Source organism: Providencia manganoxydans (genome assembly GCF_016618195.1).
GTDB lineage: Bacteria > Pseudomonadota > Gammaproteobacteria > Enterobacterales > Enterobacteriaceae > Providencia > Providencia manganoxydans.
In genome coordinates, this window is sequence record NZ_CP067099.1 from 2,433,819 (window position 1) to 2,448,204 (window position 14,386).

15 protein-coding genes and 1 pseudogene are annotated in these 14,386 nt (G+C 40.7%); 5 read left to right on the plus strand and 11 right to left on the minus strand.

What is annotated here, in order from left to right; translation table 11 throughout:
* Nucleotides 1–294: 294 nt before the first annotated feature.
* Both JI723_RS10840 and JI723_RS10845 read right to left on the minus strand, forming a co-directional pair.
* Entirely contained in the window at nucleotides 295–585 is a 291-nt protein-coding gene (locus tag JI723_RS10840; protein ID WP_272579782.1) for a recombination protein NinB, read from the minus strand.
* Entirely contained in the window at nucleotides 531–767 is a 237-nt protein-coding gene (locus JI723_RS10845; protein WP_272579781.1) for a recombination protein NinB, read from the minus strand. The genes JI723_RS10840 and JI723_RS10845 overlap by 55 nt, the downstream gene beginning before the upstream one ends.
* Nucleotides 768–1,227: 460 nt before the next feature.
* Between JI723_RS10845 and JI723_RS10850 the strand changes: the two are divergent.
* Nucleotides 1,228–1,759: pseudogene (locus JI723_RS10850) on the plus strand (site-specific integrase); the annotation flags it as partial.
* Between the two features lie 26 nt (nucleotides 1,760–1,785).
* Here the strand turns inward: JI723_RS10850 and JI723_RS10855 are convergent.
* From JI723_RS10855 to JI723_RS10870, 4 genes are read right to left on the minus strand one after another with little or no spacing between them, the layout of a single operon-like run.
* The gene (locus JI723_RS10855) at nucleotides 1,786–2,229 is read right to left on the minus strand and encodes a YcgN family cysteine cluster protein (protein WP_306803277.1); all 444 of its coding nucleotides are present in this window, start codon (nucleotides 2,227–2,229) and stop codon (nucleotides 1,786–1,788) included.
* A 20-nt stretch (nucleotides 2,230–2,249) separates the two neighbouring features.
* Nucleotides 2,250–2,906: a fumarylacetoacetate hydrolase family protein gene (locus JI723_RS10860; protein WP_070929596.1), complete on the minus strand. Its 657-nt coding sequence runs from the start codon at nucleotides 2,904–2,906 to the stop codon at nucleotides 2,250–2,252.
* 20 nt (nucleotides 2,907–2,926) lie between these two features.
* A complete protein-coding gene (locus JI723_RS10865) occupies nucleotides 2,927–4,015 on the minus strand; it encodes a lytic murein transglycosylase (RefSeq protein ID WP_272579780.1) in 1,089 nt (362 codons plus the stop codon).
* A gap of 46 nt (nucleotides 4,016–4,061) precedes the next feature.
* Nucleotides 4,062–4,334: a YcgL domain-containing protein gene (locus JI723_RS10870; RefSeq protein ID WP_070929598.1), complete on the minus strand. Its 273-nt coding sequence runs from the start codon at nucleotides 4,332–4,334 to the stop codon at nucleotides 4,062–4,064.
* A gap of 128 nt (nucleotides 4,335–4,462) precedes the next feature.
* Here JI723_RS10870 and minC point away from each other — a divergent pair, with 128 nt between their 5' ends.
* Genes minC through minE form a run of 3 tightly spaced genes read left to right on the plus strand, consistent with a single transcriptional unit; the run spans nucleotide 4,463 to nucleotide 6,303 of the window.
* Nucleotides 4,463–5,182, plus strand: coding sequence for a septum site-determining protein MinC (minC, locus tag JI723_RS10875; RefSeq protein WP_070929599.1), 720 nt, complete (start codon nucleotides 4,463–4,465; stop codon nucleotides 5,180–5,182).
* A 23-nt stretch (nucleotides 5,183–5,205) separates the two neighbouring features.
* Entirely contained in the window at nucleotides 5,206–6,021 is an 816-nt protein-coding gene (minD, locus tag JI723_RS10880) for a septum site-determining protein MinD (RefSeq protein WP_070929600.1), read from the plus strand.
* Between the two features lie 3 nt (nucleotides 6,022–6,024).
* Nucleotides 6,025–6,303 (plus strand): cell division topological specificity factor MinE, encoded by a 279-nt coding sequence (minE, locus tag JI723_RS10885; protein WP_070929601.1) that lies wholly within the window; start codon nucleotides 6,025–6,027, stop codon nucleotides 6,301–6,303.
* A gap of 316 nt (nucleotides 6,304–6,619) precedes the next feature.
* Here the strand turns inward: minE and rnd are convergent, their stop codons facing one another.
* From rnd to JI723_RS10910, 5 genes are all read right to left on the minus strand, one after another.
* Nucleotides 6,620–7,744 carry a ribonuclease D gene (gene rnd, locus JI723_RS10890; RefSeq protein ID WP_272579779.1) on the minus strand — a complete coding sequence of 375 codons (1,125 nt, stop codon included), beginning with the start codon at nucleotides 7,742–7,744 and terminating at the stop codon, nucleotides 6,620–6,622.
* Between the two features lie 87 nt (nucleotides 7,745–7,831).
* Nucleotides 7,832–9,520: a long-chain-fatty-acid--CoA ligase FadD gene (fadD, locus tag JI723_RS10895; RefSeq protein ID WP_070929603.1), complete on the minus strand. Its 1,689-nt coding sequence runs from the start codon at nucleotides 9,518–9,520 to the stop codon at nucleotides 7,832–7,834.
* A 576-nt stretch (nucleotides 9,521–10,096) separates the two neighbouring features.
* Complete coding sequence (locus JI723_RS10900; RefSeq protein ID WP_272579778.1) at nucleotides 10,097–10,702, minus strand: Slp family lipoprotein; 606 nt, start codon at nucleotides 10,700–10,702, stop codon at nucleotides 10,097–10,099.
* A gap of 405 nt (nucleotides 10,703–11,107) precedes the next feature.
* Nucleotides 11,108–11,803: a tRNA (adenosine(37)-N6)-threonylcarbamoyltransferase complex dimerization subunit type 1 TsaB gene (gene tsaB / locus JI723_RS10905; protein WP_140186200.1), complete on the minus strand. Its 696-nt coding sequence runs from the start codon at nucleotides 11,801–11,803 to the stop codon at nucleotides 11,108–11,110.
* Nucleotides 11,804–11,927: 124 nt separating this feature from the next.
* On the minus strand, nucleotides 11,928–13,853 hold the full coding sequence (locus tag JI723_RS10910; protein WP_272579777.1) for a DNA repair helicase YoaA: 1,926 nt from the start codon (nucleotides 13,851–13,853) through the stop codon (nucleotides 11,928–11,930).
* A gap of 150 nt (nucleotides 13,854–14,003) precedes the next feature.
* Between JI723_RS10910 and JI723_RS10915 the strand changes: the two genes are divergently transcribed.
* Entirely contained in the window at nucleotides 14,004–14,351 is a 348-nt protein-coding gene (locus JI723_RS10915; protein ID WP_070929606.1) for a RidA family protein, read from the plus strand.
* Nucleotides 14,352–14,386 lie beyond the last annotated feature (35 nt).

Below are 14,386 nucleotides of genomic sequence, written 5' to 3' on the forward strand. Positions count from 1 at the left end.
TCTTTTCTACTGGCTTACTTTGCAGTTCCTCGGCGTTGAACTGCTTTCCCTACGTCTGTAAGCGCTGAGGAATCACTTCAATCCACTTCTTCCTTTGCTCAAGTGTGTTAGTTCGCTTTGCCATTATTTTTTATTTCTTGGCTGTTCTGTTTATCTTTGCGTGACCTGTTTGACGTGAGTCATGAGCTGGATAACTATATGCCCTGTCACTATCAATAATCATTCCACAGCTCGGGTTAGCTGCTAATTTATCTATCAGCAGCGACATGCCACTTAATACAATTCTATGTTTATTCATCGCTCTTGCTGCTCCTTGAGTTTCTGTTTGTCACCGATACGTTGCGCCCACTCCAGTTCTCTCTTTGCGTCATCAGTAAATTTGACGCCATTTTGTGAGCCGAACCAGTGAGCGCATTCGATAACATCTGCTATCTGCCTTACTCGCATTTTGCTAGTACATTCACCGAAATAGACAATGCCTCCACTTAGCCCCACAACCGACCGCTGAGTACCACCATTGACTTGTTTATTCAAAACCGTGTTAAGTCCTTCCAATCCTCTTTGTCGTACCGCTGCCCCTGCCACATAACCTGCTTAGACAAATCAGTAAGAGTTGCCCACATACGGTCATTTTGTGCTTTGGTTCGTTTGGTTTCGAAGAGTTTGACTTCGTATGGCTTGGCAGAATCTATTGGTAGGTTTTGTATTGCTTCGATCGCGTTCTGTCTGATTTTTTTACTACTGAGGTAATATGTCTTTAGCGACATTTAACCTCCTTTTTCCATTTTTGACAGTCGAAAACCTTTACTAGATAAATATTTCAATTTATTACAATATATAAAAACCGTAATTTGGAATGGGGTTATGTTACTGTGTTTTTTAGACATAAGATTTTTTTAATTCTTTTTCTTGGTTTTTTTGTTTTGATAAATATAAATATTGATACTACTGATACAGTTGAATTACTCATTAGGTATTTAAGAAAAGAGGTAGTCTAAACTTAGTGATCGGAAATTTGCTTCCAAGTTAGCCTCCTATTTCACAAGCTCCCATTGAATGCCGTCATTAGCCATATTATCTAGCCACCAAATATGACCTTTTTCGTTTGTGGCAAAGTAGGCACCATCCTGACCTTGAACTTCTCGATCGTAAAAACCTAAGCCTAACATGATAATTCGAATTTTAATTGTCTCATAACTCACTGTTATAGATACAAAAAGATGAGAGATAAGCATCAATAGAAATATAGCTGTAAAAGAACACTTCACTCCACCGAAAACAGAAAGTTGAGTTAGAGTTATTTCACTAACAATACCAGCAATAAATGCCTTAAAGTGACAAATGCTTTTAACTAAGATGGGAAAAACGCACAGAATAAAAGTTAATTTGCGAGAATACGGCAGGGTAAGGATCGACAGCTGTACATTAGTTTTCTCCCCTATGTTATCGAGCAATAATAGCACGGGAGGTGATTACTATTTCTGTTGGCTCAATTGGTGCTACTTGGAACGCTGCATTAAAAAGGGCAGGCATCAGACATAGAAAAGCACATGAGTCTATACACTCCTATGCTTGCTAGGCTCTAAGTGCTGGGGCAAACCCTAGATTTATTGCAAATCAAATGGGGCACACGTCAGCAAAGATGATTTATACAGTATATGGAAAATGGATGTCTGATAAAAATGATAGTCAGATAGCATTACTAAACCAAAATTTTGAAGACAATGCCCCACTCATGCCCCAAGCTTTAAATAGATAATCACTTAACTGAATAAAACCAATGAGTTAACCCATGCCCTTTGGCTTATTCATGATATGGTCTTCCCATTCCACGACATCTTTCTCTCTTACAGCAATATGACGCACTGAAATCCTTTCACCGTGCATTGCCGCCTTAGACCCTGTTCTGAGTGGATGCCAAGCCGGCAATGTTTTACCTTCAAGCAATAATCGATAAGCACATGTATGCGGAAGCCACTCGAACGTCTCTAAGTTATAACGATTGAGCTTGATACAGTCCGCCTCATAGCTAAAACGGTCTTCATAATGTTTACACTGACAAGTTTTGATATTTAACTGATTACAAGCCACGTTAGTAAAATAAATCTCATCTGTATCTTCATCCATGAGCTTATGCAAGCAGCACTGGCCACACCCATCACATAAAGATTCCCACTCTTCGTCAGTCATTTCATCTAACGTTTTTACCTGCCAGAAAGGCTGCAACATAATACTTATCAATCCTATACTTAAATCACTCGCGTCGTTAACGAGTGGTCATTAATTGAGAGCTTTAGCATATCTCCAGACGTCAAAGGCCCCACACCTTCAGGTGTTCCCGTCAAAACAATATCCCCTGGACGTAAGGTGAAAAAACGGGACATATAGCTAATAAGAGGCAATATTGGCGTGATCATATCACGAGTGGAGCCTGACTGGCGAATTTCACCATTGATTTCTAAAGAGAGCTGGGCGCTTTGTGGATCGCCAAAGCTGTTTACTGGGATAAAACCCGATATTGGACATGAACCATCAAAGGCTTTGCTTTTTTCCCATGGTTGACCTGCTTGTTTAAATTTAGCCTGTAAATCCCTTAATGTCAGGTCAAGTGCAACGGCAAAACCCGCAATTGAACGTGACACACGGTCTTCATCTGCATTTTTCAATGGCATACCAATCAAAACAGCTAATTCAATTTCATGATGTACCGAGCCAAGATCCTTTGGGATCACAATAGGCTGATTTGCATCACATAACGCCGTTTCTGGCTTAATAAAAATAACGGGCTCCTCAGGATGAGCAGAACCCATTTCTTTAATATGTTTAGCGTAATTACTGCCGACACAGACGACTTTATTTGCAGGAAAATCAAGTAAGGCACCTTGCCAGTCACGATGTTGGTACATAGTTGTAACTCCTATTATCGTTATTGTATTTTTTGAGCAACGCCATCAGCCATGAGGCAAACGCTCAACGCAAAGTAATATGAGCGATTCCAATGCATAATAGTACGGAAATTTTCAGTGACTAGGTAGGTACGCCCTTTTGGATCATCAGGAATGACTACCCATGCCTTCACGTCGGGAGCCAACTTTGCAAATGCAGGGAGTTTTACACCCATTTTTTCCCACTGAGCAACCGTTTTAGCTTGTTCAGCCTTAACACCCTCGAGCTGCTTATCAAAATTTGCAGGTAAGCTGACCTGATAGCCCCACGGTAATGCAGATTGCCAACCCTCAGTTGCAAGATAATTAGCAATAGACGCGAAGACATCGGCTTTATTATTCCAAATATCCATTTTGCCATCACCATCACCATCTGCGGCATAGGATAAATAAGACGTTGGCATAAATTGGCTTTGCCCCATCGCCCCTGCCCAAGACCCTTTTAATTGTTGGTCTTCAGGAATATAGCCTTTATCCATTATTTCTAAAGCAGCGAGTAATTGTTTGCTAAATAACGCTTCTCTGCGACCTTCAAATGACAATGTCGCTAATGCAGAAATAACATCTTCTTTACCTTGGGAGCGCCCAAAACCACTTTCAAGTCCCCATAAAGAAACAATATACTGAGGAGGTACTCCATAGCGTTTACTAATTTCGTTTAAAGCAGTTTCATTTTCCCAATATTTTTCAGCTCCCGCGTTAATGCGAGACGCGGGTAATACATTCTTTAAATAACTATCTAATGTTACCGTCGCTCTTTTTTCAGGCTGACTTTTATCCGCTTTTACAACACGCTCAATAAAATGGATATTGGCAAAGCCGCGTTCAATAGTGGCTGGTTTTATTCCTTGTGCTAGCGCATGTTGTTTCAATAATTCGACATACGCAGGAAACTGTGACGGTTCACGGTTTTCAATTGGGAATGCTTTATCTAACGCAGTAACTTCTTTTTCGATTGCAGCATCTTGTTGTGCAGTTAATACTTCTGGTGCAGCTGAAACAGGTGGCTTCGCTGAACAACTCACTAAAAGTAGACCGCCAATTAAAGTAAATAATAACGTTGGCTTCATTTAATCACTCCCACCGGTAAAAACTTATCTAAGGATTATCCTAATTTTATTCACTCGACATATCACGGTATTCCGCGAGTAAATTTTCAACTGGTGGTGGAAATTGAAGATAATATCCCACTTCAATTAAATCTGCCTTTACCTTTTCAATATCCGCATTTGCCAGCTTATCACGGTTTGTGAGAGATAAAGACATTGCGAACTGAGGGACACCAAATTGCTTCATCAGCTCTTCAGGGACTCGAGAAAAATCATCTTTCTTCTCAATATAAAGATATGTTTGATCACGATTCTGACTACGATATATTGCACAAATCATTATATTTAACTCTTTTCTTTGTTCATTGGCTTGCTTGAATAATACAGTAACTATAACATGCTATTGTTTTACAGAATATCGTCACCCGAAGTTTGTTTCGGATATTTTAATTTGCTGAGCCCGGATAGATGTCACAGTCGCCAATAGAACTCAAAGGCAGTAACTTTACACTTTCAGTTCTTCACTTACATAGTGAAGAGCCCAAACTCATCAAAAAGGCGTTACAGGATAAGGTAAGTCAAGCACCTGACTTCCTTAAAAACGCGCCTGTCGTCATTAATATTGCTGATATTACAGCTAATGCTGACCTATATAATATCCACAAGGCAGTTGTCTCCGTTGGTTTAAGAGTTGTCGGAATTAGTGGATGTAGCGACCCACAGCTACGTAAACAGGTAAGTGATGCTGGTTTACCCGTACTTAATGAAGGCAAAAGCCAAAAAGCCATTGAAATTCAACCTGAGCCGGTTAAAGAAGTTATCGAGACAGTAGCAACCACAGATCCTGAGTTTAGCTACCGCAAAACGCGGATTATCAATAGTCCCGTTCGTTCAGGGCAACGAATTTATGCACCAAATAGTGATCTTATCGTCACAAGTAATGTCAGCGCAGGTGCAGAATTACTTGCAGATGGTAATATTCATATATACGGCATGATGAGAGGCCGAGCACTCGCAGGTGCGTCTGGCGATACTGAAAGCCAAATATTTTGTATTCATTTGCAAGCTGAGTTGGTCTCTATTGCAGGTGAATATTGGCTGAGTGATCAGATCCCTTCTGAATTTCTCGGCAAAGCAGCGAAACTCCGTCTCGTTGATAACAGATTAAATATTGAACAATTAATTTAGACCTTATTTACAAGGAATTATTCATGGCACGCATAATTGTTGTTACATCTGGTAAAGGTGGTGTCGGTAAAACCACTTCAAGCGCGGCCATAGCTACAGGCCTAGCGCAAAGAGGGAAAAAAACGGTTGTGATCGATTTTGATATCGGTCTACGTAACCTCGACCTTATCATGGGATGTGAACGCCGCGTAGTGTATGACTTCGTTAACGTCATTCAAGGTGATGCATCTCTTAATCAGGCACTGATTAAAGATAAACGAACAGAGAATCTTTATATCCTTCCTGCGTCGCAAACTCGTGACAAAGATGCTCTGACTCGCGAAGGTGTTGAAAAAATACTCGATGAATTAAGTAACGAATTAGCGTTTGATTTTGTCGTCTGCGATTCCCCTGCGGGTATCGAAAGTGGTGCGCTAATGGCGCTCTATTTTGCTGATGAAGCCATTATTACTACCAACCCTGAAGTTTCTTCTGTTCGTGACTCAGACCGTATTTTAGGTATCCTTGCGTCTAAATCTCGCCGCGCGGAAAAAGGCCAAGATCCGATTAAAGAACACTTACTATTAACGCGTTATAACCCGGGTCGTGTCACTCGTGGTGATATGCTAAGTATGGAAGATGTTCTGGAGATATTGTGTATTCCACTGATCGGCGTGATCCCTGAAGACCAGTCTGTATTGCGTTCATCAAACCAAGGTGAACCTGTTATTTTAGATGCTGAATCTGATGCAGGTCAGGCATACAGCGACTGTGTTGACCGTATTTTAGGTGAAGAACGCCCTATCCGATTCATTGAAGAAGAGAAAAAAGGTTTCTTGAAACGCCTATTTGGGGGGTAAATAATGGCTTTATTGGATTTCTTTCTGTCGAGAAAAAAACCGACAGCAAATATCGCAAAAGAGCGATTACAGATCATTGTAGCGGAGCGCCGCCGCGGTGATAGCGAACCTCCTTACCTTGCAGATATGAAAAGAGATATCTTACAAGTTATCTGCAAATACGTTCAGGTTGATCCTGAGATGCTTTCTGTACAATTTGAACAAAAAGGCGACGATATCTCAGTACTCGAACTTAACGTAACATTACCAGAAGGTGATGAAATCAAGGTTCCAGAAAAGTAATGATAGCAAAGTAGCCGCTGTTTTAGTTTGTAAATAGCGGCTTGCTTTATTATTTATTCAGGCAATTGAAATTAGTTATTTATAAAGCGAGCGAATAACGCTTTATTTATGGCTCGACTTTTCTCACCCCGAAATTAGCAGCACTGCGATGACCTGATATATAGCATAAGAATATATAATTATTCTATATTCAAAAAATATCATATATAACGATAAAAAACGTATTCTATTAGATGTACTAAATAATAGGGAGATATGGCAATAGATTGATATTTAAGACTCCTACTTTGATGAAATAGGAGTCTAGTGATTAATACTACTGAGATTGAGAAAGTAATTTAGTAATTGGTTCAGCAAGCAGCCTTCCTCTCCAACCATCAAGAAGTTCAGGTTGTTGATCTATTGATTTGATCCCCCAATGAACCGAAAGTAGTTGGTTTATCTGGCGCCTCGAAGCAAGTAACTCTGCATTGAATTTCTCATGCTCAGCAATTTCTTTGACTACCGTTTTAATTTCTTTAAACAGCGTTTTATATTGAGGTTGCTCGTTAAGATTTGCCACAATTTGCGGATATTCTTGTTCATCCATTTGCTTAGCTTTTTCAACAATGCTTAACAGACGTCGCCCATGACAACGGATCTCTTGCCCTGTTAAGCCTAATGCATCTAATTCGCCAAGCGAGCTAGGTAAGTAACGAGCAACTTTCCACAAATGCTCTTCTTTAACCACAAAGTTGATTGCCATATCGCGCGCTTTCGCTTGATTTAAACGCCATTCTGCTAACATTTGTAAGCAGGCTAACTGTTCACCTCTTAGCTGGCACACATTAGTAATGTTCCGGTATGCGAGTGTCGGATCGATGGATTGTTGTCTTCTAGTAACCGTTCTTTGGCACTCTTCCATTGCATCCGTAAGATAACCAGCCTCTTCAACTTTCTGCATCAAGATTTTCGCTAATGGCAGTAAATAGAAGACATCTGCCGCCGCATAGTGGCATTGTTTTTCACTTAGTGGTCTCGCTAACCAATCAGTTCGAGATTCACTTTTATCAAGTTCTATACCTAAGTGCTCTGACACTAATGAGGCAAAACCACAAGAAATTGGATAACCTAAAAAAGCGGCAACAACCTGTGTATCCACCATCGGTTCAGGAACGCAGGAAAAATCATGTAAAAATACCTCTAGATCTTCACTACCTGCATGTAAAAATTTAATCAGATTTTTATTAGTTAATAATGCCTTAAAAGGTGAAAAATCGTTAATAGATAAAGGGTCTATCAGTGAAACTTGTTTTCCATCATAAAGTTGTAGCAAACCTAATTGTGGATAATAAGTTCGAGTTCGGACAAATTCTGTATCCAGTGCCAGCCAATCGGCTTCACTCGCCTGTTGGCACACTTGTGCAAGTTCGCTATCAGTTGTAACTAAACAGTAATTCAAAACAAATTTCTCTTTTTTATATTCTCATCACGGCAACGCCGGTAAAAACCGGCGTTGCTCATAGGGATGCAAATTGAACAGTCTCTATCATGCCGTTGACTCATCCATTCGCTTTTTTTCTTCATCACGTAGCTCCCTACGCAATATTTTACCGACGTTAGATTTAGGTAACTCGGTACGAAATTCAAACAACTTTGGTACTTTGTATGCCGTTAGTGAACGGCGACAGAAGGTTTTTAACTCATTTGTTGTTAGGTTTGGATTACTACTAACCACAAATACCTTCACTGCTTCACCTGTACTTTCGCTTGGAACACCGACAGCTGCACATTCAACCACATCAGGATGAGATGAGATAACATCTTCAACTTCATTTGGATAAACATTAAAGCCAGAGACGATAATCATATCTTTTTTGCGATCAACGATACGGATATAACCTTCGCTATCTATTTCTGCAATGTCACCTGTTGCTAACCAACCATCGCGTAAAATTTCCGCAGTTGAATCAGGACGATTCCAATAACCTTTCATGACTTGAGGGCCTTTCACCCACATTTCACCCGGTTCTCCTAATGCGACTTCATCGCCATCATCACCCACTAATTTTACATCAGTTGATGGGACAGGTAATCCGATACTACCACTATAAGCCGTCAGATTATACGGATTTCCGGTCACAAGCGGTGAACATTCTGTTAAACCATAACCTTCCAGCAAATGCTTACCAGTAAGTTTTTGCCATTTTTCAGCTACCGCTTTTTGTACCGCCATACCACCACCAACGGTTAACCTTAATTTAGAGAAATCCAATTTTTGGAATTCTGCATTATGTAGCCATGCATTAAATAAGGTATTAACCCCAGTGATCGACGTCACTGGATATTTTGCAAGCTCTTTAATGGTGCCCGGTACATCTCGTGGGTTGGTGATCAATAAATTAACCCCACCAACGTTAATAAAGAGTAAGCAGTTAACCATTAGTGCAAAAACGTGATACAACGGTAACGCAGTAACCACAAACTCAGCACCAAATTTTAAAACAGGCCCATAAGCGGCTCGAGCTTGCTCCAAGTTAGCTAACATATTGCGATGGGTTAACATAGCACCTTTGGCCACACCTGTTGTCCCACCCGTATATTGAAGGAATGCAAGGTCATCACCAGCAATATTTGGCTTAATGTACTGCATTCGATACCCATAATGCATCGCTCGGCGAAATGAAATTGCATCAGGTAAATTGTATTTTGGCACTAACCGTTTGACATATTTAACCACAAAATCAACCAGTGTGGCTTTAGGCCTAGAAAGCTGATCACCCATACGAGTTAAAATAACGTGTTTAACTTTGGTGTTAAAAACAATTTTTTCAAGGGTATGCGCAAAATTGGAGACAATAACAATCGCAGTCGTACCGCTGTCATTTAACTGGTGTTCCAGTTCTCTAGGGGTATAAAGCGGGTTAACATTAACGACAACCATACCTGCTCGCAAAATACCAAACAGTGCTATCGGATATTGCAGTAGATTCGGCATCATCAGTGCAACACGATCGCCTTTTTTCAGCCCTAAACCATTTTGTAAGTAAGCAGCAAAAGCTCGGCTTCTTTCCTCTAATTTGCGATATGTCATGACTGCGCCCATGTTAATGAACGCAGGTTGGTCTGCATACTGTGACACCGAATTTTCAAGTAACTCGGCCAAAGAAGCAAAGCGATCAGGATCGATCTCTGCCGGCACATCGCTTGGGTAATTTTTTAGCCAGATTTTTTCCAAAGTATGACTCCTGAATTTTAGTATAGTAATATTGCCCGCACATTCTTTTAACAAATTATTAACTCAGCGTACCAGTTTGAGAAATACCCTGTGCTAAGGTTGAGAGCTCTATCACTAAATAAATTTCATTCCTTCGAAATAAAAATAGGCGGACAATCCGCCTATTCTCACTTAAGTTTATTTTTCCAGAGCGATACTTGTTACATTTGACATAACAACCGCATAAATAACCCGTTATTAGTGAACGATGTCACTATCTAACTGACTCATTTATTTGAGCTGTTCACCTTGTAACCTATGTTAAGTATCTATCTGATAATAGTGCCGCCATAATACACTTTTCTGAATCATTTTTGGAGAAATTAACACATTATCTCTCGATATTGGCTAAATACACTCTAAATAATGCACTCGACGGCTAAATAGCAGGCTAATCAGCCGCTAAAAGCATCGACATTCTGTGACTGATATGTGGGCGAATGAATATAGCTACTGTATCTCACCCAAAAGCGATATGCATTAAAATATGACAAGTATAGGGAGACGATAATCATCGCCCCCCTCAATAATATAAAACTACTCGGTAAGGTAAGTTTGAACCGGAGCCACGCCACCTGGGTAGCCGTAGTAGCCATACCCATAACCCCAAGGATGGTCATAATAATAAGGATTACCATAATAACCATAGCCCCATGGCCCAGCGGGTGGTAATACCACACTTTGTGCTAGGTTCCAGCGCTGATAGCCCGTCACATCCAAAGTGACATATTTATATGGGATATCCCCTATTTTCCCTGCCTGTTCCCCTGTAATTTTACCTACAACAGTAATATAACGACCATTATAGTCAGCAGGATCAAGGAAGCCATTTACAAAAGCGTAAATGCGACCGATGGATGCAGTGTTTAGCTCTGGTGCCGCGTCATACTTACTCAATGGAATAACGGCAATCTCAAGACGGGTTTTATTTGGTTGATTGAAAACTGAAATCACCTTTCCACCAAAACGCCCTTCTTGCCCAATATACATTTCAGGGGCATTTTGTACTGATGATAAGTTAACCGCAGGATCAGGTGACGAGCCTTGAATTGATGCTGGGATCGAAACACAACCTGTTAATGCTAATACGCCGATAAATAAAGCTGCTTTAAAAGTCACACGGCAGTTAATTTTAATTCCCATATACCACCTCCGTTTTAGCTTTAATTATAAATTCAGACAGTATGGATTAACATACATATTTATTAACATAACACGATATGTTCAGTATCTTGTCATATGTTAAGTATCAATTTAATCTTTATATCAATTATAGATAAACAAAACAGCAATTAATGTCATATTGATGCGAATTTTAATCATCTATTTAATAATAGTTCTATTTATGATTAATGAAATTCAACTTTTCAAAAAACACAAAACTGGCTAAATACTTTGTATACACTCTAAATAATTCGAGTTGCAGCTAGGCGACAAGCGAAGATAGTCGGGGAGCATAGATAAACTATGTGACTCGGCTAGCTGAGCGTAGTCAACAACGCTGCAACTTGAAGTATGACGAGTATAGCCAGTTTCAAAATAACACCATTACCGACCGGGTAATTTTTTCCAAGTCACTTCATTACGTAAATAGGTTGGCTCAACATTTTCGACTGCTTGAACATCTCCTGCTAGCCATAAACGCTCAGCGATAGGCAACATATCTTGTGCAGTTGGAAGTTCAATAGTGCTATCGATTAATGAGATAGCACTTTCATGCAACTGTGGATAAGCTTTCCAGCCAGTTCCTGCATAACTCCATTGCCCTGTCAGTTGGCTAATTTTTTCCTTAAATAGATTGGGATCCATCACAGCCTCAGTTTGCTCTCCGAGCCATTCACCACCAACACTGCGTTGATACTGAGCGCAATAAACTTCTGTCATGCGTGCATCAATAGCAGCAAGCACCTGAGTGTGCCCCGTAATTCGGTAAACCCCTTCAGCTAACGTCATCAACGATGAAACACCTATCATTGGTAAATCAGCACCTAAGGCCAAGCCTTGAGCAATACCGACCCCAATGCGCACCCCAGTAAAACTACCTGGCCCACGCCCAAAGGCAAGTGCATCTAATTGATTTAACGTGATCCCCGCTTGTGACAAGACTTCTTCAACCATAGGCAACACTTTCTGTGTATGCTCACGCGGCGAAATCGCAAAACGAGAAATAACCTCTGTGCCGCATAACAATGCGACTGAACATGCTTCTGTTGCTGTATCAACAGCAAGAATACGGCTCGACATGCCATAACCTCGGCAAATAGATTAGATTCGATGCCATGGTCATATCGCCATGGCCTGAAAAATGGTAGCTATATTAGCATAAACTCAAAACAAGGCAGCAGAAAAATATCCATATCGCTTTGGTTTAATTAATATTATTTATCTCAGTTCTTTTTTTCTCAAGAAACTCAATCGCTTTTGTTAAACTCCGAGTTCTTGGCGAAGGCGGAAGACTGTTTAAAAAAATCTCTCCATAAGGACGAGTGACTAAACGATTATCACAAATAACTATCACCCCATAATCACGGGTATCACGGATCAGCCGACCAACTCCCTGTTTTAGCGTGATAACAGCATCGGGAATTTGCACATCAGCAAAGGGATCGCCACCGCGTAATTGACAATCTTCAATACGTGCACGTAATAAGGGGTCATCCGGCGCCGTAAATGGTAATTTATCGATAATAACACAGGTTAATTCATCCCCCCTCACATCAACGCCCTCCCAAAAACTGCTGGTTGCCACGAGTACTGCATTACCTTCAGCAATAAACTGTGCAAGTAACTTATTTTTGCTACTTTCTCCTTGCATCAGCACAGGCAGGGTTAATGTTGTTTTAAACTCTTCAGCCAGTTCACGCATCATCAAATGCGAAGTGCATAAGAAAAAGCAGCGCCCTTGGTTTTTAATAATCAGGGGCCTAAGCATTGCTGCCAATTTTTGTGCGATACCTCTTTGATTGGTTTCTGGAAGGAAACGTGGGACACAAAGTAAAGTTTGACTTTGATAGTCAAATGGGCTGGCTAATAATAATGTTTCGGCCGAGGCTAACCCCAGCCGATCAGTAAAGTAATTCAGTTGCTCATTAACTGACAATGTGGCAGAGGTGAATATCCAACTTGCGGGTGTACCAGCTATCATCTCACTAAACTTTTCAGCGACGGTTAATGGCGTTAATGCTAATAGAAAATGCCTACCATAGCTTTCGAACCAATAACTGTAACCAGGAATAGTGACATCTTTTAATCGATTCAACCGATTACGATATAATGTAACACGCTCAAACACCGAATCTAACGTTTGTGAACGCCCTAACGCGCTTTTAACCACCTCATAGCACAGCTCAAGTGAATCATCCAATAATGTCAGAGCACGCTGTACCACTGGCATTTTTAATAAATCACGTAAGTTACCACGGAAACTGTTTTCCCCAAGGTTTAAGCGAAAGTCCAAAGTACTTTGCGTTAATCTATCCGCACTTTTTTGTAATTGAGCCTGATCTTTAAGTTCCGTTCGGTAAACCATCACCATGTCACGTGCGAGATCGAGGAGTTGACGGCTACTCAATTGTTGTCCAAAGTACTGGCTAGCAATATCAGGTATTTGATGGGCTTCATCAAAAATCATCACATCAGCTTGAGGCATCAATTCACCAAAACCTGTGTCTTTAACCACCCGATCCGCCATAAATAAGTGATGATTAACCACAATGATATCAGCATCCAATGCTTTACGGCGCGCCTTTAACACGAAGCACTCTTGATAGCGTGGGCAATCGCTGCCCAAACAATTATCATTGGTACTGGTTACCAATGGCCACACAACATGATCTTCGGCGATATCATGGCAGGTACTAACATCACCTGATTCAGATTCAATCGACCAACTACGCAATCGTACAACCGCTGAGAGTATTTCAGGTTCAAGGCTACCACCACCAAGTGATTGCTGATCTAAACGCTCTAAACAAAGGTAATTCGAACGCCCCTTCAATAAAGCGGTTCGCCCACGGTATTGCATCGCATCAATAATCGTCGGCAAGTCACGATGATACAGCTGATCCTGCAATGCTTTCGAACCTGTCGAAACAATCACTTTTTTCCCTGAGCGCAGTGCAGGAACTAAATAAGCATAAGTTTTACCCGTTCCTGTTCCTGCTTCAGCCACCAGCACCTGCTGTTTTTCAATCGCATCGGTGACAGCATTAGACATGGTGACCTGCGCTGCCCGTGGTTGAAAGCCTGGAATTGTTCTCGCTAGAAACCCATCTGAAGAAAAATCGTCGTGCACCGCAAACCCATATCGTATTCAACTTGGAAGCATTGATTCTAACATGTCTCTAACGTCGCTGCTGAGTTAAATAAAATCATCAGAACAGAAAGGATTTTCATCAAGCAAACTAGCTGTTATCCTAGAAAAAACATGAAATAAGGAACTCAGATGACAATTGAAAGAATTGATCCAGACAAACGTTGGTCCGAAGCGGTGATCCACAATAATGTTGTCTATTACACTAGTGTCCCTGAAAACTTAGATGCAGATATTATTGCGCAAACAGCAAACACGCTTTCTGCTATTGATATCCTATTGCAAAGAGTCGGCTCAGATAAAAGTAAAATCTTAGATGCCACCATTTTTTTAGCTGATAAAGCGGATTTTGCAGGTATGAATCAAGCATGGGATGCTTGGGTGGTTGAAGGTAGCGCACCAGTGCGTTGTACAGTTCAAGCCGCGCTGATGAAACCTGAATATAAAGTTGAAATTAAAATCGTTGCGGCGATTGATTAATTTGTTGACCATGAAAAAAAGCGCCAATATCACAT